The organism is Flavobacterium sp. WG21 (assembly GCF_000335775.1).
GTDB lineage: Bacteria > Bacteroidota > Bacteroidia > Flavobacteriales > Flavobacteriaceae > Flavobacterium > Flavobacterium tructae.
The window spans coordinates 88,555-110,791 of record NZ_AMYW01000011.1 but is presented as its reverse complement, the minus strand read 5'-3'; the positions used below and the strand labels follow the sequence as shown (position 1 = coordinate 110,791).

Genomic DNA, 22,237 nt, shown 5'->3' with positions numbered 1-22,237 from the left:
ATGGATACACTATCAGCACAAATTGACACCCGTTTGTATCGCACGGAGATCACATCTGCCAGCGGAAATATTGTAATTGCAGATGAGCCGCAAGAAATGGGAGGCAAAAACTTAGGATTTAGTCCGTCAGAATTGCTAGCCTCTTCTCTAGCCTCCTGTACTTTGATCACACTTCGCATGTATATCAATCGCAAACAATGGGAGGTTACCGAAATCAATATCAAAGTTGACTTTGAAAGAGATCTCGACCAAAAAATCTCCTTGTTTACAAGAAAAATAGAAATTATCGGCGAGGTCGACGACAAGCAAAGACAACGTCTTGAAACCATTGCCAACAGCTGTCCGATACATAAAACATTAACAAATTCAATCGAAATAAAAACCACACTAATATAACACATCATGGAAATTCAACAAATAAACGATACAAGAAGAGGCTATTTTGAAGCTGTAGAAGATGGAAAACAAGCCGGAAAAATGACTTATACCTGGGCAGGTGATTCAAAATTCATCATTGACCACACCGAAGTAAATGAGGAATTTAACGGAAGAGGCGTCGGTAAAAAACTGGTTATGGCCGCCGTAGAATATGCCCGAAAAAACGATTTAAAAATTATCCCGCTTTGTCCTTTTGCAAAAAGCGTTTTTGATAAGGTCGAGGAAATTCACGACGTACTTTTTTCTTAAAGGGGCTGAGAGGCTGAGGGACTGAGGTTCTAAGTTTTTTTTAACCGCAAGGCTCGCAAAGAATTACGCAAAGTTCGAAAAGTTTTTTTTAGGTAAAGCGTTGCGAACTTTGCGTTTATATAAAATTTAGCACATAACAAAACCTTGCGCTCTTGGCGGTAAAAAAACAACACAACGAAATCAATTTTTAAATCTCGGCAGAAACTCGTATATTTGCATGTAATTTAAACTTAGAGTATGACAAGGATAATTACACTTTTCTGTATTTTTATAGCACAGATCGGCTTTTCTCAAACGGCTGACAGTTATTTAGAAAAAATAAGAAACAACGAAGCGCTTTCCACAGCTTTCTTCCAACAAATGCCAAAAGGCGGCGATTTACACCATCATTTTTCCGGATCGATTTATGCAGAACCTCTTTTAGAAAGAGCTATTGCAGAAGATTTTTATTTGAATTTAGAAACGATGGAAGTTTCTAAAACAAAACCAGAAAAAGGAAACTGGCAAACCTTCTCTTCTCTAAAAAAGGATGGCAAACTAGATCATTACCAACAACAGGTTATGCAAACTTGGTCTGCAAAAGATTATAATGGTTCTGTACCTTCTGATGATTTGTTTTTTGATTCTTTTCAAAAATTCGAACCTACTATTAAAGGCCATTTTGCCGAAGGAATGCTGGAATTAAAAAAACGTGCTCTGGCTGAAAATGTAAGTTATATTGAAACTCAATTATCAACGATTCCGTGTGATATGAATGTTTCTGACCTTGCTGATTTCAATGCAAAACTTCGCCAGACCGCGACTCAAAAAGATGAAAAAGCAGCTCTAAAGCTTTTAGACGAATTGTACCAATCACTTCAAAAGAAAGAAGCCAAAAAATATGCTGCAGACTTCAATACAAATTTTATTGCCAAACTGCACAAGGATCTGAAAATTGACGACGAGCGTTTTACCATGCGTTATCAAAATTTTGTGCTTCGTTTTATGGATCCTGTAGATTTATTTAAAAACCTGACGATTGCCTTTATTTCTGCCAACGACAGTAAACTGGTTGCAGGTGTAAACATTGTTTCGCCAGAACATGGCGAAAACTCCATGAAAGATTATTGGTTGCACATGGTCATGTTTAAATACTGTAATTCTAAGTTTCCTGCTGTAAAATATACGCTTCATGCTGGCGAACTGACTTTAGGACTGGTTCAGCCGGAAGAATTAACCTGGCACATTAACGACGCTATTCACATCGCCGGAGCCAACAGAATTGGACATGGTGTTGATATTGCGTACGAAGCAAATTCATATGATTTATTGCGTCACATGGCTCAAAAAAATATTCCAATCGAGATTAACTTAACGAGCAACGAGTTCATTTTGAAAGTAAAGGAAAACAGACATCCGTTTACACTTTACAAAGAATTTAATGTGCCAATTGTAATTAGTACAGACGATGCCGGAATTTTGAGAACTAATATGACAGAGCAATATGTTTTACTAGCCAAAAGATACCCTGATGTTTCCTATGCAACGATAAAAAAATACGTATACAACAGTATTAACTACAGTTTTATTCAGGATGAAGCGGTTAAAAAACAATTGATTAAGGATCTGGACAACCGTTTTAAAACTTTCGAAGCGAAGTTCTCTAAAAACTAGTACAAAAAAATCTGCCGAATCAGCTAAATCTGTGTGAGAAATTTTTACTCTTGCAGATTTAGCGGATCAAGCGGATAAAATCATAATAATGAATAGGATTCTTGAAGCTGCATATCTTTTTGTTAAACCGGAATTAGCCTCACAATTTGAAGCTGATTTTACGAAAGCAAGTCAATATATTTCCTCTATAAACGGATACTTAGGACATCGTTTAGAGAAATGCCTTGAAGTCGAAAACAAATATCTTTTATTGGTAGATTGGAATACTCTTGAAGATCATACAGTGGGCTTTAGAACCTCTGAGGCTTATCTGCAATGGAAAAAGATCTTACACCACTACTACGAACCTTTTCCGATTGTAGAACATTTTGAAACGGTTTTTGAAAACAAAAAATAAGCAATGAATATCAAACTTATCGCCATTGGCAAAACAGACAACAAATCGCTTCAAACTTTGATTGACGATTACACCAAACGTTTGTCGTTTTATATCAAATTTGATCTGGAAATTATTCCGGATATCAAAAATGTTAAGAATTTATCCGAAAGTCAGCAAAAAGAAAAAGAAGGTGAATTGATACTGTCGAAACTCTCATCAACGGATCAGCTGATTCTATTGGACGAAAACGGCAAAAACTTCTCCAGTGTTGGTTTTTCTGAAGAGTTACAAAAGAAAATGAATTCGGGAATCAAAACTCTGGTCTTCGTAATTGGCGGTCCTTATGGGTTTTCAGATACGGTATACAGTAAGGCACAAGGCAAAATCTCGCTTTCGCTAATGACGTTTTCCCACCAGATGGTACGTTTGTTTTTTATTGAACAACTGTATAGAGGATTTACTATTTTAAGGAACGAACCTTATCACCATCAATAATTATCAATTGATAATTATTAATTGTTAATTGCTCTTCTTAGCTAATACAACTTATTGCTTACAGCTTAAAGCCTAAAGCTAAAACACAAACTCTTCTTCCTGGTTTATAAAAACAAAAGGGATCTTTTTATCAGCTATGGTTTTTACCAATATTTTACACTGAATATACGTTCCAAAAGTCATGTTTTTATCGTACGAAAACTTAATCTCAGCCTTTGGATTGATGATTAAACTGTCTAAAAACTTTGGCAAATCATTTTTAGGGAAATCATATGTTTTTCTTCCGCTGTATCGTATCATTCCATTCTTTTTAAAATACAACTGGCTTCTGTTATTGGCAATCTCCATTTTATAATACACTTTCGTGAAAGGTATAAAAGCAAGATTCTTTCCGATCGAATCAGCGTAGGAATAATAATTTTCAGCATTTTCGTTTTTATGGGCACTGTCAGCTCGCTTTTTCTCTTGTAATTTCATTACTTCCGGAATGACCAATTTTAAAGGCAGACGCTTGTCAATATTAAAAATCCAATTGGTTGAAATAATGCTGCTTTTTCGGTTCACATCGGCGATGGTATCTTTTCCTTCGGTTTTAAAGAAGATATAAATCGGTGAAAGATCTTCCACATCTTTTACGATTGTAACATTCGATTTTGGAAGTAAAACGTCCTCTTTTTTTCCACAAGAGAATAAAAGACAGATTATAAATAGAGAAAAGTATTTCATAATTTATTTTTTTAATATATAAAATTCACACAAAGTTGTCATTCCGAGGAATGACAAATCTATCGTTTAAATATTCAGTTTATTAAACAAAGTAACACATTCCACCGCTTCCTTCACATCGTGAACACGAAGAATTTTAGCACCTTTTGTTAATGCAATAGTATTTAAAAACGTTGTTCCGTTTAAAGCTTCCTGTGGCGTTATATCAAGCGTTTTATAAATCATTGATTTTCTTGAAATCCCGGCTAAAACTGGTAATTCTAATATATTAAAAAGCTCCATTTTTTGCATTACTTCATAATTCTGATCGGTTGTTTTGGCAAAACCGAAACCCGGATCTAAAATCAAATCATTGATTCCTAAAGTTCTTGCACGTTTCACTTTCTCAGAAAAATAAAACAACATCTCTTTTACAATATCATCGTATTGTGTGAGGCTCTGCATCGTTTGCGGATTGCCCCGCATGTGCATCATAATGTATGGCACATTGTATTTGGCAATCACCTCAAACATTTTATCGTCAAGTTCACCTGCCGCAATGTCGTTTATAATGGCTGCACCGCTTTCGATACTTGCTTTGGCAACTTCGGCTCTAAACGTATCAATTGACAATAAAGCTTTTGGAAAATGTTTTAAAATCAACTCTATTACAGGAACAATTCGTTCAATTTCCTCTTGTTCTGATACAAATTCTGCACTCGGCTTACTGGAATAAGCGCCAATATCAATAAATGCAGCGCCTTCAGAAAGCATTTTGTCAACCTGATCAATTATTTCATCTTCATTTTTATATTTTCCACCGTCAAAAAAAGAATTGGGTGTCACATTTAAAATCCCCATTACTTTAGGAATCGATAAATCTATAAGCTGGCCTTTGCAATTAATTGTCATGGTTTGTTTTGTTATTTTTGTTTCAGGTTTCACGTTTTCTTTGTTTCAAGTTTCAGGTTTCAAGTTCCGGAACTTACACAATCTGTATCAACTTGAAACCTGAAACTTTTTTAAACCCTTCCCAGGTTTCAAGTTCAGAAAACTACACGATCTGCGTCAACCTGAAACTTGAAACCTGAAACTTTATATTTTATAGTTTCAAAATCGGGCATTAACACTTTGTTTAGAAAAAACTTGAAACAAAGAAAACCTGAAACTTGAAACTCTTTAATATTATCCCTATTTTTGAAGAAATTTTTAGCAAATATACAGCAATAAATGAAGAATACTTCCCTTGAATTTGATAATGTAATTACGGTTTGCCGTACTTTGTTTATTAATAAAATGAAAGATTACGGCAGTGCATGGCGTATATTAAGATTGCCATCCTTAACCGATCAGATTTTTATAAAAGCACAAAGAATCAGAAGTCTGCAGGAAAATGAAGTCCGTAAAATAGACGAAGATGAAAAAGGCGAATTCATTGGAATCATCAATTATTCGATCATGGCACTGATTCAGTTAGAACTTGGAGTTGTCGATCAGCCAGATTTAGATGTTGAAAAAGCAACTGAATTGTACGATGCTCAGGTAAAACGAACCAAAGACTTAATGGAAGCCAAAAATCATGATTATGGCGAAGCCTGGCGTGACATGCGCGTAAGTTCCCTGACGGATCTGATTCTGCAAAAAATACTTCGCGTAAAACAAATTGAAGACAATAAAGGAAAAACTATAGTATCTGAAGGCATCGATGCCAATTATCAGGATATGATTAATTATTCTGTTTTTGCTTTAATCCTAAACCCTATCACTAAATAAAATTCAATTTTAAAAATACCAAACCCCAAAAATTTTTTTGAAAAGTTGGAATTTGGAATTTTAGTTTTGGAATTTTAAAATCATTATTTTTATGAAAAACATCATTACCCAATTTTCCAGATTATTTGTCGGAGTACTTTTTATTATTTCCGGACTGATTAAACTAAACGATCCGGTTGGTTTCTCCTATAAATTAGCCGAGTATTTCAGTGAGCCGGTTTTTAACATGCCGTTTCTGGAGCCATTGGCTTTAGGATTAGCCATCTTTTTAGTAATTCTGGAAGTAGTTCTGGGTGTAATGTTATTGGTAGGATACAAATCAAAACTTACGATTTGGGCTTTACTGCTGCTAATCGTTTTCTTCACTTTCCTTACCTTCTACTCTGCTTATTTTGATGTAGTTAAAGACTGTGGATGTTTCGGAGACGCGCTTCACTTAACGCCTTGGCAATCTTTTACAAAAGATATTGTTTTACTATTCTTTATTCTGATACTGTTCATCAATAAAAAACTGGTAAAACCTTTATTTTCAAAAGCAGTCACGAATATTGTTACTTTGATAAGTATCGTTTTATGTGTTATTATGGCTGTTTGGGTACTCAACCATAATCCGATCAAAGATTTCCGTCCGTATAAAGTAGGAAGTAATATCGAGAAGGGAATGGAAATTCCGGAAGGTGCACCAAAATCTGTTGTTGAAATGATTTTCATCTACAAAGTAAATGGTGTTGATAAAGAGTTTACAGAAAAAGACCTGATGAACATTCCGGAAGGTGCTACGTTTGTAGACCGTAAAGACAAAGTAATTACAGAAGGTTATGTACCGCCAATTCACGATTTTACAATGACTAAAGATGATTCTGATTACAAAGACGAATTATTGAAAGAGCCTAAATTACTGGTATTTGTAACGTATGATTTAACATTGTCTAATCCTGAGGGAATGAAAAAATTAGAAATACTGAACAAAGAGGCGAAAACCAAAGGTTATAAAGTAATTGCAATGACCGCTTCAGGTCCTGATGAAATTACAAAAGCAAAAAAACAATACGGCTTAGATGTTGACTTCTATTTCTGTGATGCCACTACTTTAAAAACAATCGAAAGAGCTAATCCAAGTATTGTAGTACTGCAAAAAGGAACTGTCGTTCAAAAAGTACATTACAACGATATCAGCGATTTAAAATTATAAAATAGCATTCAACCTGAAAGGTTACAAGATCTTAGCAAAGTCCGCAAAGTTATAAAACGTTGCGGACTTTGTTTTTTTACTCCTCTTAGATACCTTCACTAAAATGGCATAGGATTCCTTTTTAATACCTCTTAAATACGTATTTCAAGAAGCCCTTTTTTAAGTCAATCTGACGTTTTTTTCCCGCCAAAAACTTATCGTTCCCAAAAAAATATTTCTCTTTTTTGCTTTTTCACAGATTTACTTTTAAAAATTCATTCCAATTTGAAGTTTATTCTCTCAACTATTACGATTTCACTCCTCTTTTTTTAACCGAAATTGGCTGATTTGTGATAAAATAAACGAGTCTTCAATTTTTGTTAATGTCCGATTGGCTTTCCATTTGTTTGTTTAACTTTGTTCAAAATCATTTACCACTATGAAACAAATAACGCTAATCTTTATTGCATTTATCACTTTTTCATGCTCACAAGCTCAGAAAACCAGTTTTTCTAAAGAAGCTTTGTCTGAAAAATTATTAGCAGCTGATGATAGTCAGGTTGCTTTCAAAAACATTTTAAAAAAATACAAAGGCAAAACTTTGTTAATCGAAGTTTGGGCTTCCTGGTGTGGCGACTGTGTAAAAGCAATGCCTCAGCTTAAAGAATTACAAGCAAATAACCCTACTGTTTCGTACTTATTCCTTTCTGCGGACAAAACTGCGGACAAATGGAAAGCCGGAATTGAAAAACACGAATTAAAAGGCGATCATTTCATGATGAACGACGGTATGAAAGGTGTTTTTGGAAAAGCAATTGACTTAGACTGGATCCCGAGATACATCATTATAGACAAAACCGGGAAAATTGTACTCTATCGTGCCATTGAAAAAGATTTTGACAAAATCAATGAAACCTTAAAAGGTTTAAAATAAACCGCAATATGCATTGCAATTGCAATGATAAACGTGAATAAAATAAAAGCAAAAAATAAAAAACTACCACAATGAGAAAAAAGATTGTCGCAGGAAACTGGAAAATGCATAAAAACGCAGCACAAACTGAAGAATTATTAAACGAATTAATCGCTAAAATACCTGCACAAACTACTGCACAAGTAATTGTAGCACCAACTTTTGTAAACTTGCAGGCAGCAGCTGCTAAATTAAAAAACACTACTATCGGTGTTGCAGCGCAAAACGTTCATCAGGCTGAAGGCGGTGCTTTTACAGGAGAAATTTCTGCTGACATGCTAACTAGTGTGGATGTAAATACCGTAATTCTGGGTCACTCTGAGCGTAGAGCTATTTTTCACGAAACAGATGCCTTAATTGCAAATAAAGTAGACACCGCTCTAAAACATGACATGACTGTAATTTTCTGTTTTGGAGAGGAATTAAAAGACCGTCAGTCTGACAATCACTTTAATATTGTTGAAAACCAATTGCGTGACGGATTATTCCAGATCGCAAAAGAATCATGGTCTAAGATTGTTTTGGCTTACGAGCCGGTTTGGGCAATCGGAACAGGAGAAACGGCTTCACCGGAACAAGCGCAAGAAATGCACGAATTTATCAGAGAGGTTGTTCGTAAAGCATTTGGAGCCGATATCGCTGATGAAGTTTCTATTCTTTACGGCGGTTCTGTTAAACCTGAAAATGCTAAAGAAATCTTCTCTAAACCAGACGTAGATGGTGGTCTAATTGGTGGTGCAGCTCTAAAAGCAGATGACTTTTTAGCAATTGTTACTGCTATCTAGATCTTTAGATTATTAGAGTCTCAGAATCTTAGAAACTTAGAATCTCAGCAACTTAGAATCTCAGTACCTCATAAAAAAAAGCGTTCGTAAAACCCGAACGCTTTTTTTATAACCTGTCTGCTCCCTATTACTTAAGATACGATTCTAACAAAGGACAATTGTATTTTTGAAAAGCAGCCGTTTTTCTATAAACCGAATAGAAATTAATCAGCTCCTGCCCTGCTTTAAACGGGTTCTTTTCTTCTTCCTCTGCAGAAACAATATTGGCGTAGTGGTTGTAATAATTGCACTCAAAAATCATTAAACTTGCCAGAGCTTTTTCATTTGTATTTTTAGACATTTTCAAGGCTTTCTCATAGTACATTTTGGCCATGCTTAAACTATAGTAATTACCATTTTGATACTTCTTTTCATTTTCTGAATTATCTCCATACACATAATCCACATACGATTCACCCGATGTCCAATCGTACGCAGTCATCATCCAGGAATTACCCAAATACGACACATTAAAATAAGCATGTGCCAGTTTCAGATTGCTTGTAGCTGTATTTTGTTTTTTCAGCTGAATCAACTGCGCAATAAAATCGGCTTTATTGAAACGATAGTCAAACTTTCGCTCTGTATCTCTTTGCAAAATTTTGGGCGTAAACGGATTCTCGTTTAAAAAATCTTTATACGCATAATTTTTCTCCCAAAAATCCTTCGGCATACTGGCAAAAGTTTGGTAAGCCAACTCCAGATTATTATTTCTGAATGCAATCGTTCCTTTCAGATCTTTATAATAATTGACATTTGGCGCTATTGTTCCTGAACAGATATACCTTTCAAAAGGCGTTTTGTCTTTTTTCTCCTGAAGTGCTATCAAACGATCTATATCTGCCTCAGTTGCATTATTTCGATCGAAATAACCGATATAACTGTAAAAATAAGGTGTATTGTAGGCGGAGTATTCTCCTTCATTTTTAATGTCTGATTTCATCGCCAGTAAACCTGCTGTCACGCGATCACCTTTTGCTGCAAAATCTTTGCTGGCGATTCGATACAAACTGTATAAATTCTTAAACAAACCTAAATCGGTCTCTACCAGATTTTCAACCGAATCAAAATATTTAAAAAGCTGATTTTGAACTTCGTTATTTTTCAAATCGTCCTGCTTTAAAGAAACCAATGCTAACTGAATATTCTTTTGCATTTGTATGGAAGAATTTGCTTTTTCTGAAATCATATCCGTATATTTCTTTCCCAGATCAATTTCATCTCCTATAAAACAAAGCTGTGCAATCGCTGCTGTGATATAGTCCTTTTGCTCGCCCGAAGTCTGCTCTCTGATGGAAATCAAATAATATTCCAACTCCCTTAAATACAAAATATCTTTCCTGAAATTCTCCTCCTTTGCTTTCGCATAGTTTTCATACCAGACTGTACTGTCAAAAACAACCGAAGGCGTTCCATCATTGGTGTATTGGGGTGTAAGAATCCAATCTTCAAGTTTGTTCACTTCCCTCCCGATCAAAAAACTCAAATACAAGCTATTCGGACTCCACTCATAAACTTCCTGAATGGTTTTCAGACCCGGTGCCGGATTGCGTAAACCTTCAATGGCCAGAATCACACTGCGCTCTTCATCGTTTTGAGCCAATGCCAAAGTCTCTGTTGTTAATTTCCAGTTGTAATGCTGTAAAACCGCAAATGATTTCTCTTCGCAGGACACAAATACTTTACTCAGCAAATAATTCTGCAAAGCTAAATCCTCAACACATAAAGCTTTATAATACAAAGCCCAGGGGCCTAAGATCGTGTTTTTGTTTTCTGCAAAATAAGTATCGTACAAACGAATCACTTCATTCTTATCAGAGGCATAAAAACTGTACCTCAACAGTAAAAAGGCATAACGCTGTTTCAAAAAAGAATCTTTTGCCGTTCTGATTTTCTTTTCAAAATCGCTAACATCGGCTATTTTATGATCTTTACTGTCATAACCAATATTTCCCCACGACTCCCATTTTACATCAGGATTACTGTTGTATTCTAGTTTTTTCGCAAACAAAATGTAATTGAGAAGCGCTTTGTTTTTTGAAAGCAGTAAGGCTTCAATGAAAGTATTCTTATCAAAAACTTTTTTCAGCGATTTCGTTTCATAAGCGGTTTCGAATTTCTCAGCATCCGTTTCGTACAAAATAACGTGCACGTCTTTTGGATCGACCTGACTGCCCAGTTTTTTCTTCCACTCCGCACAATTCAATTCCTGATCTGCCCCCGAAACAGTGTTTGTATCGTAGTAATTATCGGCCGAATAATAAAAAGGTGTCAGCTTAAAGAATCCTTCTCTTTGCGCTTTAAACAAAGCCAGTCTGCTGGTCTCAGGCGAAACACTCCATCCACAAGCCAAAGAGACTTGAACACTAAAAATAAAAAGTAAAGGGCTAAAAACGCGCATAATAACCGGATATATTTTGGGTTCCATAATCGTTGATGTATTTTTTATCAAAAGAGAAAAACGTCACTTTGGTCTGATTGTCGATTGGAATTTTACTTTTTACGATCGAAATCATTTTGTCAAGTTCGTCTTCAGAAATTTTCTCAATCCTGATTTCGTCCCCGTTTCTCAAATAAGTCTGTCCCACTAAAATGTCGTCTTGTAATATATATTTAGCGTCTGATACTTTTTTTAATTTAACGGTGTCATTTTGAACCCTGTCATAATCGGATAAAATCCCCTTAAACTGATTGCCTCTGAAAACAACTGCCCAACTGTACAATGGCAGAGCAATATCAAGCTTTAAACCGTATTGGTTGTGTGTAATATATTGTGCCAATTCTTCGCTGGTTCCTATGGAATTTTTGGTAGTAAAATCTTCCGGTTTACTCAAATTGTAACACATCAGCAAACCTTTATCTACAGGTGGAATCCCGGCTTTTGAAGCATATTTGTACTGCCAGAGTCTTATGGTAGCCGAAACCGCAGTCGCAGGATAGCTCTTTTTGATTTGCTTTAACAAGTAAAAATAATTGTCTTTTGATTTTTCCGACCAGTCACAATCGATCAGGATTTCTTTAAAATCAACTTTCAATTTTGCCATTTCACTCGATTTTACCGAATCATAATTCAACTGTTTACGATACTCCTGCTTGTAATAATCTTTTGGATACACAATCGAACTGGCTATTTTCTCGGCTTTCGAATCATTCATTTTCAATCCTATCTGTTCAATACGTTTGGCAATTCTCACAGCCAAACTGTCCAGTTGCTTTTTTTCGGATTTCAAAACTACTTCATTGGTAATGAAAATACTGGGGGTAATTTCAGGATTGCTTTCATTTAATCTGATATCGTGAAGGGTGGCAACCGGCAAAGGTTCTTTAGCATACGGATTCCAGTCTACATCAAAAAAACGAATGTACAAATGTTTTACCTTCAAGTCTTTTATCAACGAATCGTCTGTGTTTTCGAAATTCAAATCGGTTTTCCAATAACAAAACGATCGAACCACTTCATGTTCCTTCTCACAAGTTGCTCCGTTAAGTACCACAAAGAGCAAAATAAAAATGATATTCTTCATATTTTAAAAATCCTTACAAATTCCAATCAAAATTAACATTAATTAAGGTAAGGATATTGATTATTTATGAACAACTTTTGCTTTGGATTCTTACCTTTGCAAAAATTTTTTTTATGTCGAATATATATTTAGGGTACCATTTTACAATTGAACCAAAAGAACCGGGTTCTGAAATTTTAATTGCTGAACTAGGCGAAAAAGCGTTTGAGACTTTTACAGAAACGGAGAACGGAATTTCGGCTTTTGTGAAAAAAGATTTATGGGACGAGAATATTCTGGACGACATTTATATTTTACAATCCGAAGAATTCAAAATCGAATATACCATTGAGGAAATCGATCAGGTCAACTGGAATGAGGAATGGGAAAAGAATTTTGAGGCTATTGATGTAGACGGAAAATGCCATGTTCGCGCTCCTTTTCATGAGAAAACAAACGCTGAATTTGATATTGTAATCGAACCAAAAATGAGTTTCGGAACAGGTCATCATGAAACTACACACATGATGATTCAGCATTTACTGGAAATCGATGTTCAAGGTTTAAAAACACTGGACATGGGTTGCGGAACAGCCATTTTAGCCATTTTAGCCGAAATGAAAGGTGCTCAGCCAATTGACGCTATTGATATTGACAACTGGTGCTACCTGAACTCAATTGAAAATGCAGAACGCAATAATTGCCAACACATCTCCGTTTATGAAGGCGACGCAGCTTTACTAGCCGGAAAAAAATACGATTTAATCATTGCTAACATCAACCGAAATATCTTATTAAACGATATGCAAAGTTATGTTGATTGTTTAAATCCGAAAGGAATATTGCTTTTGAGCGGTTTTTATGAAGAAGACATTCCTTTTATCGATGCTTCCTGCACCGAAAAAGGTTTAACATATGTTAAAAAGTTTCAAAGAAATAACTGGGTTTCATTAAAATACGTAAATTAGATAGTTAATTATCTGTTTATTAAATAGTTCACAGATATCGATCTTTTAAATTCCGATACAATCTGTGCACGCTGTGACCAAAAAATTAGTAATTACAACAGTACAAAAACCTAAAAAAATGAGTACTAAAGAAAAAGTAAGAGAAAGAGTTCGCGAAAAGGAAGCCACAGGTTTCAATAACGAAATCATTGTTTACAACGACGATGTAAACACTTTTGACCACGTAATTGACACTTTGATGCGTGTTTGCAGTCATACGCCAGAGCAAGCAGAACAATGTTCCCTAATTGTACATTACAACGGAAAATGCACTGTAAAAACAGGGCCTATTGAAAAATTAAAACCGCAATGTACCCAACTTTTGGAAGCCGGATTAAGCGCTGAAATTGTTTAATTGCAAATAATTTAAAAACGATTCTATTTTATTCTATATTTGAATAAAATAGAATCGTTTTTTTATGGAAGAATACGGAAAGATATTGATTATTGCAACGCCGATTTTTTTAGTATTAATTATAATCGAAAAATTATACGGCATTTATAAAAAGAACGACACCGCTCCTTTAATAGACAGCGTATCGAGTATCAGCTCCGGAATTACCAATTCGGTCAAAGACGTCCTGGGATTGAGTCTGACCTTCATTTCATATGAATGGCTGGTTTCTAAAATTGCGCTTTATCATCTGGAAGCCAATGTACTTTCTTATTGTATTGCTTTTTTTGTCATTGATTTTTATGGTTATTGGAGCCATCGATGGGCACATCAGATTAATCTTTTCTGGAACAAACATGCCATTCACCACAGCAGCGAAGAATTTAACCTTGCCTGCGCATTACGCCAGCCTATCGCAAGTCTGGTTAATTTGTTTACATTTTTATTAATTCCGGCCGCATTGTTAGGAGTTCCGGCTTCTGTAATAGCCATTACCCTGCCCCTCCATTTGTTTCTGCAGTTTTGGTACCATACGAAACACATCAAAAAAATGGGGTTTCTGGAATACATCCTGGTTACACCCTCGCATCATCGCGTACATCATGCTATAAACCCTGAATATTTAGATAAAAACCATTCTCAGATTTTTATTTTCTGGGACAAACTTTTTGGTACTTTTCAGGCCGAATTAGACGATGTTCCTCCTGTTTTTGGTATTACAAGACCGGCACAAACCTGGAATCCTATCCGAATTAATTTTCAGCATTTAACTTTACTGCTTAAAGATGCCTGGCGTGCCGAAAACTGGAAAGACAAACTCACAATCTGGTTTAAACCCACCGGTTGGAGACCTGAAAATTTTGAAGAAAAATATCCTGTAACCAAAATCGAAAATGTTTTTGCCTTTAATAAATATGGTACTCAAAATTCACAAAAACTAATTTACTGGTCCGTAACTCAAATGTTAATCACGCTATTGTTTGTGACGTATTTATTTGATAATGTTGCCAAAATCGGATTGCCCAATATCTTCCTCTACGGATTTTTTATTCTGATTACCATTTACAGTTACAGCGAATTGATGGACAAGAGTAAATATGCCATTTTTTGGGAAGGTTTACGCTTTAGTATTGCCATTGGCATCATCATGTACTATGGAGACTGGTTTGGCTTAAATCAAGTTATCCCCTTTAGTAATCCTGTTATTTTAACCTATTTGACCTTATCCTTTTTAATTACAATTTACTTTGTAAATATTGATTTTAAAAACTACCGAAACCAACCTGTTAATTCATAAACCGATTATGAGAAATCACTATTTTTTTAAATCCTTTATCGTTGTCAGTATTCTATATCTAATTATTTTGTTTTTAGAATACCAAAATCTGGACTTGTTTCTAAAACCTGTTTTGGTACCATTATTAGGATTCGGAGTTTATTTTCACGGAAAGTTTCCTTCAAAAAACATCCTTTTGGGAGCATTATTGTTTTCCTGGCTGGGTGATGTAATTCTGCTTTTTGCTGATATTGGTGAAATCTATTTTATTTTAGGGCTTCTTTTTTTCCTAATTGCTCACCTCATGTATTGCGTCCTCTTCAACAAACAAACAAAAAGAAATACTACTATCAATAAAGTTCTTTTCGCAATTGGCAGCCTGCTTATCGCTTTTTATTTAGTTGGAATGGTTTTATTTTTGATGCCAAATCTAGGTGAATTAAAAATCCCTGTAATCATTTATGCAGCCGTAATTTCGACAATGCTGCTGTTTGCTTTTAATGGCAGTCTGACTTGGAAAAAAACAGGCAGTCTTTACGTTTTAGCAGGTGCAGTTTCATTTGTTACTTCTGATAGTATTTTGGCTTTCAATAAATTTCATGCTCCCATCGAAAAAAGTTCCTTTTTTATAATGCTTACCTATCTTGTGGCACAATATCTGATTGTAATTGGTATTCTAAAACTAAATACTAAAAAAGCAGATTAACCGCAGAATGTAGTGATGCAACAGATTTACAACCATTTTTTCCGTAAATCTTTAAATCCTTATCATCTGTAGTAAAAACACTTTACATTTGTAGGACCAACATTAATAAACCATGAAAAAAATAGCCCTTTTTATTGTTCTCATTATCAGCGTAACATCTTGTATAAGCACAAAATCGACTTTAAAAAATGTCGATGACAACGCTCCTGATCTTGTTTTAAAGAAAGACAATACATTTTCGATTACGCTTTTCAGCAACGATAAAAAATACGGTTACGACCCTGATTATCCTGTAAACCTGTTTTTTCAGAATACCCGAAATGAAGCTCTAAACGAAACTCGTTTTTTAAATGCTTTAGCAGGTCCAAATGGTGAAAAAATAACCTATACCCGCTTAGAAACCTGTTGTCCTTTCCCAACCAAAAGAAGCGACATGGGGGCAGGATTCCTAAATGTATATGAGCTGAAATGGGACGGGCAAAAGAAGCCGGTAAAACTCTATCTGAACGTTTATGAAAAAGGTATTTTAATGGTTCCAATGGGATTGCGTTTAAAGAGCAATTAAGGAATAAAATTACACTCAGAATTATACTATGTTAGAAAGTATACCTCTAATTTTGCTTATCCTTCCATTACTATTTCAAATTATAGCCGGTAGAAAAGCAATTGGTGAAACTATATCTTTAAAATTCGGAACGGTTTGTATAATTAGTCTCATCGCGCAAATAATAGTACCTGTTATTTCCTTTTACATTGCCACGTATAATGCTAATAAATATATCGAGCAAAATCCAAATTCACTTAGATGCGGAATGGAGTTTGTTGGACTTTTTATGTTCACGCTTATTTTTACGTTTGTCCTGATAGTGGTTATAATCATTCAGTACTTCATGAAACGATCTTACGAAAAGTAATTTTTTCATGATACTACTAATTTTCAAGCAACATGATAAATATCATTTATTATCTTTTTATAACGCATTAATATTGCCCTTCATCTTAAACATTTAAAATTTTGAATGAAGTCTTGCAATAGTCTCGAGGGAATAATCCTGATTTCAACATAAATTACACAGCAGATAACCGGATTGGGTTCTTAAAAAAAACATAAATCTTCATCTGCTATTCATAAATCATAACTACCTTTGCACTGTCAAAAAAACATACTATGAACATACAACATATTCCACAAATTAAGCATACTGAAAGCGGCAACTTCTTTTTATTAGCAGGACCTTGCGCCATAGAAGGAGAAGAAATGGCTCTTAGAATTGCAGAAAAATTAGTTGGTATTACCGACAACCTTCAGATTCCTTTTGTCTTTAAAGGGTCTTTCAAAAAAGCCAACCGTTCAAGAATCGATAGTTTCTCAGGAATTGGTGACGAAAAAGCATTAAAAATATTACGAAAAGTTTCAGAGACTTTTAACGTTCCAACCGTAACCGATATCCATACCAATGAAGATGCTGCTATGGCCGCACAATACGTTGACGTTTTACAAATTCCAGCCTTCCTGGTTCGTCAAACTGACCTTGTTGTTGCTGCAGCAAACACTGGAAAGACTGTTAATCTGAAAAAAGGACAATTCATGAGTCCGGAAAGTATGAAACATGCTGTACAAAAAGTACTGGATTGTAACAACGAAAATGTTATGGTTACAGATCGCGGTACTATGTTTGGTTACCAGGATATGATTGTTGATTACAGAGGAATCCCTACTATGCAGCAATATGCTACTACAGTTCTGGATGTAACACACTCGTTACAACAGCCTAACCAGACTGCCGGTGTTACGGGAGGAAGACCGGACATGATCGAAACTGTTGCCAAAGCAGGTATTGCTGTTGGTGTTGACGGTATCTTTATCGAAACTCATTTCGATCCTGCTAATGCCAAAAGTGATGGTGCTAATATGCTTCATTTAGACTATTTCGAAGGTTTAATGACCAAATTAGTAGCGATCAGAAAAACGGTTAACTCATTTTAATTTCTTAATACCATTTCATTGAAAACAAATATTTTAGTTTTCTTTTTGTTGTGTTTTTCAGTAAGCACTTTTGCGCAGGAAGAAATCACAGTACAAAGATACACCGCCCACAACAAAGGAAAATTTTTCGTTTCCTGGGGAGGAAACAGAGAAAGTTACACTAAATCTGATGTGAATTTCAGAGGGAAAGACTACAACTTTACAGTTGATAATATGAAAGCGCATGATAAACCTAAAGGATGGCATATTGATTATGTAAATCCGGTTAACATGACGATTCCGCAAACCAACTTCAGAATGGGGTACTTTTTTAGCGATCATTACAGTGTTTCTGTTGGTTGGGATCATATGAAATATGTGATGACTCAGAATCAAACAGCTAATGTAAATGGTTATATCAATTTACCTGCTGATCAGGCCGGATCTATTTACAATGGCGTTTACAACAATAGACCTGTAGACATGTCTCAGGGTGGTGCTCAGGAAGGTGGTTTCGGAAAAGGTGAGATCCAGCAAAATGGTCCTGCTTTTTTAATGTACGAACATACAGATGGTTTGAACTATATTAATACTGAGGTTTCCAGACATGATGATATTTCTAAATTGTTTGGTATCACAAATACGGATAAGATTCAGATTAACCTAACTGAGGGTTTAGGTGCAGGACTTTTATATCCTAAAACCAATACAACTCTTTTAGGAAAAGAACGTCATGATGATTTTCATATTTCAGGTTATGGCCTTTCTGCAAAAGCGGGAATCAACCTTACTTTCTTCAAGTATTTTTACATACAGGGTGAGTTAAAAGGTGGTTACATCAACATGCAGGATATTAGAACTACAACGAGCAGCGAAGATAGGGCTTCTCAAGACTTTTTCTTTTTTCAAAGAATTATTGCTGTAGGTGGAATCTTCAGAATCTAATATTTCTTAAAATTATACTTAAAAATAGTTATCATTTTGGTAACTATTTTTTTTTGACCTTTATTTGTTTCGCTAATTGGTAGATGAGGGGTTAAGGTATTGGTTTCAGGTTTCAGGTTTCAGGTTTCAGGTTTCAGGTTTCAGGTTTCAAGTTTTACAGATCTCATTTTACATTTTACATATCACATTTCACCTTTACAAAATGAAAAAATCAAAATATCTCTTTCCGGTTATTACCTTTTTACTCAGTTTTGGCTGTGCTTTGTTTGTTGCGCTGAAAGTTTTTCCTAACAATCCGTTTTCCCCTACCAAAACCAAAGAGGAAAACACTTTACAAACTAAAATTCAGGATGGAGATATTATTTTTCAAACCTCTCAATCTCCGCAATGTGAAGCTGTACGAATTGCCACAAACTCTAAATTTTCTCATTGTGGCATCATTTACGATATCAACGGAAAATGGTTTGTTTTTGAAGCAGTTCAGCCTGTAAAACTTACTCCTTTTAACGAATGGATTCAGCATGGAAAAGAGTCCAAATATCTTGTAAAACGATTAAAAAACCCGGATAAAGTTTTAACTCCTGTAGTGCTGCAAAAAATGAAAGCGTACAGTCAGCAATTTGACGGAAGAGAATATGACGCATATTTTGAATGGAGCGATACCAAAATTTATTGCTCTGAACTGATCTGGAAAATTTACAAAAATGCCGCAAACATCGAATTGTCAAAACTAAAACAGTTGAAGGATTTTAATTTAACCGATCAAAGGGTACAAAAAATAATCAAGGAAAGATACGGAAATAACATTCCGCTCGACGAAAAAGTGGTCGCTCCTGTTGATTTGGCTGATTCTGACCTCCTAAAAACGGTTATTGACACCTACTAAAAGCCCTTTTTTGTCAGTATCGACGAATAAAACAAAAATACTTCGTTTCTAAAAACTTACATTTTTAACCCCATGACAACTCTTTAACGTATTAAAATGTTTTTAAACGAATATTTAACAAAATAGTTAAAATCAAAACATAAATCTAACATTTTAATACTATTTTAGCAGAGTAAATTTTAAGTTAGGTTTAAACTATGATCGATAGAGCACCTAAATATTCCCAAAATAATCTGCATTTTTTCCCGCAGTTTGAAGATTTTTTTGACTCTTCACCCGATTTATTGTGTATTGCCGGTTTTGACGGCTATTTTAAAAGAATAAACCCGGCTATGACTAAATTACTGGGCTATACTGAAGAAGAAATACTCTCAAGACCAATAAACGATTTTATTCTTGAAGCCGATAAACTGACGACTACAAATGCCCGCAAAGAACTTACTCAGGATATTGGTTTGTATAATTTTGAAAATCGATATGTAACTAAAAGCGGTGCTATCGTTTGGCTTTTATGGAGTTCTTTTCCGGTTGCCAAAGACAGACTCGTTTATGCCGTTGCCAAAAACATCACTTTCAGAAAAGAGATGGAACAGGAAAGAAATCTTCATCTGGCAGAACTTACCAAACTCAATAAGGAACTCAGACAGCTTACTTATACTACGGCACACGATTTAAGATCTCCTGTAAATAACATACTGGCCGTTTTTGATCTCTTGGACAAATCTACTATTACAGATCCCGAAACGCTCGAATTAATCTCCATTATTGAAATTTCTACACAAAGTTTAAAGAAAACATTAATTGATCATGTGGCACTTCTGGATAAAAAAAATGAAGAAGACGATCAGTTGGAAGTCCTGCATTTTGAAGTTGTATTGAAAGAAGTTTTAGACTCTATTAATTCCTTAGTCCACAATTCGAAAGCCAAAATTTCAATTGATTTTTCGGAGGCAGAAACAATTCTTTTCAACAAAACTTCTTTAAAGAGTATATTCCTGAATCTGATTACCAATTCGATTAAGTACTCAAAACCTGGTTTTTTACCATTTATCAGTTTTAATTCCCTTACTATTAACGGAACCACACAGTTGATTATTTCGGATAACGGAATTGGTTTTGATATGGAAAAAGTAAAAGACAAAATTTTTGGATTACATCAGACATTTAACTCAAACAAAGACAGTAACGGAATCGGACTCTATCTGGTTTATAATCATGTAACGAATCTTGGCGGTCATATTGACGTGGAAAGTAATCCCAACAAAGGGGCAAAATTTACGATCACGTTTAAAAGTTAATCACATAAACTTCTAAATAAAAAAATTCCAAATTCCAATAAGGTCAGCCTTATTGGAATTTGAAATTTGAATTTGATTTTTGCAATTTAGTTTGCAGCCGGAAGAACAATTCCACCCTGATCCATTAAATACATCAAAGTTGTCATGGTTGCAGCTCCAAGCTCTAATTCTCTTTTATTAATAGCATCAAACTTATCGTTTGCCGCGTGGTGGTAATCAAAATAACGTTGTGAATCCGGTTTTAAACCTGCTTTTACAATCGATTTAGAGGTTAAATGATTGATATCTGATCCTGCATGTCCAATAGTGAAACTATGCACCAAATAAGGCTCAAAAAGGTCTTTAAATCCAGCTATTTTCTTAAAATTAGCGTCATCTGCTTCAATTGAAAATCCTCTTGGAGAAAATCCACCAGAATCACTCTCTAACGCAAAAATATGATTCTCTTTCTTTTGTTTTGAAACTTCTTCATACTTAGCGCCACCTTTTCCTCCATTCTCTTCATTCATAAACAGAACGACACGAATCGTATTTTTAGGCTTATAGTTTAAGTTTTTCAAAATTCGAACTACTTCCATACTTTGAACCACTCCTGCTCCATCGTCGTGTGAACCATCTGCTAAATCCCAGGAATCTAAATGTCCTCCGACAACCATAATGTTGCCAGGGTTTTCTGTTCCGGTCATTTCTCCAATCACATTATAAGATAAAACATCCGGCAAGGTCTCACAGGATTGTTTGAAATAAAATTTCAAAGACGGATTTACTTTCAAAGATTTACTTAACAATTCTGCTCCATTTGTACTGATTGCGGCAGTTGGAATGTATTGATCTTTTGGTAAGTCGCCATAACTTTGAGCTCCTGTATGCGGAAAATCGTCTAAACGTAAGTTCATCGAACGTACGATTGTTCCAACTGCACCTAATTTTGCCGCTTCTTTTGCACCGGCATACCTTTGATCTACACAGGCTCCGTAAGATTTAAAGGTTTCGATATTTTCCGGATCCATTGGTCTGTTATAGAACACAATTTTACCTTTTACTTTATCGCCTAATTCTACCAGTTCTTTAATTCCCTTTACTTCGATTACTTCGGCTGTAAGGCCCGTTTTAGGAGTAGCAACTGATCCTCCCAAAGCACAAATTGGCACTACAGTTTTCGTTTTATTATCTAAAATATAAGCGGTTTCTTTTTCGCCGCGTACCCAATGCGGAACCATTACTTCTTGTAGATAAACTTTATCAAGACCAAGGGTTTCCAATTGTCTTTTCGTGTATTGCACTGCTTTTTCGGCACTTGCAGAACCTGATAAACGGCTTCCGATGTCGTTAGACAAATATTCTAACCAGGTATAACATTTAGACTCGGTCAGGGCCTTTTTATAAAATAATTTAATGTTTTTCTCATCATTTGACTGCGCAAAAGAGGTCAATCCGTTTAAAACTAATGCAGTTAACAGAATCGTTTTTTTCATAGGTTGTATAGCATTTTTTGGTTGTTAAACAAAGGAACAAAATTCTTTAGAACTGCCAGTATTTTTATGTAACGATTTCGAAAAAAAATAACACACAGAAACATAGACTTCCGATATAAAA

At 35.0% G+C, this 22,237-nt stretch carries 24 protein-coding genes; 19 read left to right on the top strand and 5 right to left on the bottom strand.

Translation table 11 applies throughout. The annotated features are described in order from the left end of the window. From C245_RS0110705 to rlmH, 5 genes are all read left to right on the top strand, one after another. On the top strand, positions 1-396 hold the full coding sequence (locus C245_RS0110705; RefSeq protein ID WP_017496596.1) for an OsmC family protein: 396 nt from the start codon (positions 1-3) through the stop codon (positions 394-396). Between the two features lie 6 nt (positions 397-402). Continuing rightward, complete coding sequence (locus C245_RS0110700) at positions 403-687, top strand: GNAT family N-acetyltransferase (protein ID WP_017496595.1); 285 nt, start codon at positions 403-405, stop codon at positions 685-687. A 237-nt stretch (positions 688-924) separates the two neighbouring features. Then, positions 925-2,340 (top strand): adenosine deaminase, encoded by a 1,416-nt coding sequence (locus C245_RS0110695; protein ID WP_017496594.1) that lies wholly within the window; start codon positions 925-927, stop codon positions 2,338-2,340. 88 nt (positions 2,341-2,428) lie between these two features. Further along, positions 2,429-2,737, top strand: coding sequence for an antibiotic biosynthesis monooxygenase (locus C245_RS0110690; RefSeq protein WP_017496593.1), 309 nt, complete (start codon positions 2,429-2,431; stop codon positions 2,735-2,737). A gap of 3 nt (positions 2,738-2,740) precedes the next feature. Then, positions 2,741-3,214 (top strand): 23S rRNA (pseudouridine(1915)-N(3))-methyltransferase RlmH, encoded by a 474-nt coding sequence (rlmH, locus tag C245_RS0110685; RefSeq protein WP_017496592.1) that lies wholly within the window; start codon positions 2,741-2,743, stop codon positions 3,212-3,214. A 78-nt stretch (positions 3,215-3,292) separates the two neighbouring features. Here the strand turns inward: rlmH and C245_RS0110680 are convergent, their stop codons facing one another. Both C245_RS0110680 and folP read right to left on the bottom strand, forming a co-directional pair. After that, positions 3,293-3,940, bottom strand: a complete 648-nt coding sequence (locus C245_RS0110680; RefSeq protein WP_017496591.1) for a hypothetical protein — start codon at positions 3,938-3,940, stop codon at positions 3,293-3,295. A 66-nt stretch (positions 3,941-4,006) separates the two neighbouring features. Continuing rightward, the gene (gene folP / locus C245_RS0110675; RefSeq protein WP_026110000.1) at positions 4,007-4,831 is read right to left on the bottom strand and encodes a dihydropteroate synthase; all 825 of its coding nucleotides are present in this window, start codon (positions 4,829-4,831) and stop codon (positions 4,007-4,009) included. 318 nt (positions 4,832-5,149) lie between these two features. Here folP and C245_RS0110665 point away from each other — a divergent pair, with 318 nt between their 5' ends. The 4 genes from C245_RS0110665 to tpiA all read left to right on the top strand — a co-directional run bounded on the left by C245_RS0110665 (position 5,150) and on the right by tpiA (position 8,621). After that, a complete protein-coding gene (locus C245_RS0110665) occupies positions 5,150-5,692 on the top strand; it encodes a DUF1599 domain-containing protein (RefSeq protein WP_017496588.1) in 543 nt (180 codons plus the stop codon). A gap of 91 nt (positions 5,693-5,783) precedes the next feature. Next, positions 5,784-6,884 (top strand): BT_3928 family protein, encoded by a 1,101-nt coding sequence (locus C245_RS0110655; protein WP_017496586.1) that lies wholly within the window; start codon positions 5,784-5,786, stop codon positions 6,882-6,884. Between the two features lie 418 nt (positions 6,885-7,302). Then, positions 7,303-7,797: a TlpA disulfide reductase family protein gene (locus tag C245_RS0110650; protein WP_017496585.1), complete on the top strand. Its 495-nt coding sequence runs from the start codon at positions 7,303-7,305 to the stop codon at positions 7,795-7,797. A gap of 71 nt (positions 7,798-7,868) precedes the next feature. Further along, complete coding sequence (tpiA, locus tag C245_RS0110645) at positions 7,869-8,621, top strand: triose-phosphate isomerase (protein WP_017496584.1); 753 nt, start codon at positions 7,869-7,871, stop codon at positions 8,619-8,621. Positions 8,622-8,748: 127 nt separating this feature from the next. Here the strand turns inward: tpiA and C245_RS0110640 are convergent, their stop codons facing one another. After that, a complete protein-coding gene (locus C245_RS0110640; RefSeq protein WP_017496583.1) occupies positions 8,749-11,088 on the bottom strand; it encodes a hypothetical protein in 2,340 nt (779 codons plus the stop codon). Continuing rightward, positions 11,048-12,184: a hypothetical protein gene (locus tag C245_RS0110635; protein ID WP_017496582.1), complete on the bottom strand. Its 1,137-nt coding sequence runs from the start codon at positions 12,182-12,184 to the stop codon at positions 11,048-11,050. Before C245_RS0110635 ends, C245_RS0110640 begins: the two co-directional genes overlap by 41 nt. Positions 12,185-12,297: 113 nt before the next feature. On the opposite strand from C245_RS0110635, the gene prmA reads away from it, so the two are divergent. The 10 genes from prmA to C245_RS0110585 all read left to right on the top strand — a co-directional run bounded on the left by prmA (position 12,298) and on the right by C245_RS0110585 (position 20,641). Then, the gene (prmA, locus tag C245_RS0110630; RefSeq protein ID WP_017496581.1) at positions 12,298-13,131 is read left to right on the top strand and encodes a 50S ribosomal protein L11 methyltransferase; all 834 of its coding nucleotides are present in this window, start codon (positions 12,298-12,300) and stop codon (positions 13,129-13,131) included. A gap of 118 nt (positions 13,132-13,249) precedes the next feature. Then, positions 13,250-13,525 (top strand): ATP-dependent Clp protease adaptor ClpS, encoded by a 276-nt coding sequence (locus tag C245_RS0110625; RefSeq protein ID WP_026109999.1) that lies wholly within the window; start codon positions 13,250-13,252, stop codon positions 13,523-13,525. Between the two features lie 64 nt (positions 13,526-13,589). Then, positions 13,590-14,861, top strand: coding sequence for a sterol desaturase family protein (locus tag C245_RS0110620; RefSeq protein WP_017496579.1), 1,272 nt, complete (start codon positions 13,590-13,592; stop codon positions 14,859-14,861). 7 nt (positions 14,862-14,868) lie between these two features. Beyond that, positions 14,869-15,546, top strand: coding sequence for a lysoplasmalogenase (locus tag C245_RS0110615; RefSeq protein WP_026109998.1), 678 nt, complete (start codon positions 14,869-14,871; stop codon positions 15,544-15,546). Positions 15,547-15,658: 112 nt separating this feature from the next. Further along, positions 15,659-16,111, top strand: coding sequence for a hypothetical protein (locus tag C245_RS0110610; RefSeq protein ID WP_017496577.1), 453 nt, complete (start codon positions 15,659-15,661; stop codon positions 16,109-16,111). A 28-nt stretch (positions 16,112-16,139) separates the two neighbouring features. Further along, the gene (locus C245_RS0110605; protein ID WP_017496576.1) at positions 16,140-16,460 is read left to right on the top strand and encodes a hypothetical protein; all 321 of its coding nucleotides are present in this window, start codon (positions 16,140-16,142) and stop codon (positions 16,458-16,460) included. A gap of 254 nt (positions 16,461-16,714) precedes the next feature. Beyond that, positions 16,715-17,533: a 3-deoxy-8-phosphooctulonate synthase gene (kdsA, locus tag C245_RS0110600; RefSeq protein WP_017496575.1), complete on the top strand. Its 819-nt coding sequence runs from the start codon at positions 16,715-16,717 to the stop codon at positions 17,531-17,533. 18 nt (positions 17,534-17,551) lie between these two features. After that, positions 17,552-18,457, top strand: coding sequence for a hypothetical protein (locus tag C245_RS0110595; protein ID WP_017496574.1), 906 nt, complete (start codon positions 17,552-17,554; stop codon positions 18,455-18,457). Between the two features lie 202 nt (positions 18,458-18,659). Beyond that, positions 18,660-19,343, top strand: coding sequence for a YiiX family permuted papain-like enzyme (locus C245_RS0110590; protein ID WP_017496573.1), 684 nt, complete (start codon positions 18,660-18,662; stop codon positions 19,341-19,343). A 197-nt stretch (positions 19,344-19,540) separates the two neighbouring features. Beyond that, positions 19,541-20,641 (top strand): PAS domain-containing sensor histidine kinase, encoded by a 1,101-nt coding sequence (locus C245_RS0110585; protein WP_017496572.1) that lies wholly within the window; start codon positions 19,541-19,543, stop codon positions 20,639-20,641. An 86-nt stretch (positions 20,642-20,727) separates the two neighbouring features. On the opposite strand, the gene C245_RS0110580 is transcribed toward C245_RS0110585, so the two are convergent. Further along, entirely contained in the window at positions 20,728-22,116 is a 1,389-nt protein-coding gene (locus tag C245_RS0110580; protein WP_017496571.1) for a M20/M25/M40 family metallo-hydrolase, read from the bottom strand. Positions 22,117-22,237 lie beyond the last annotated feature (121 nt).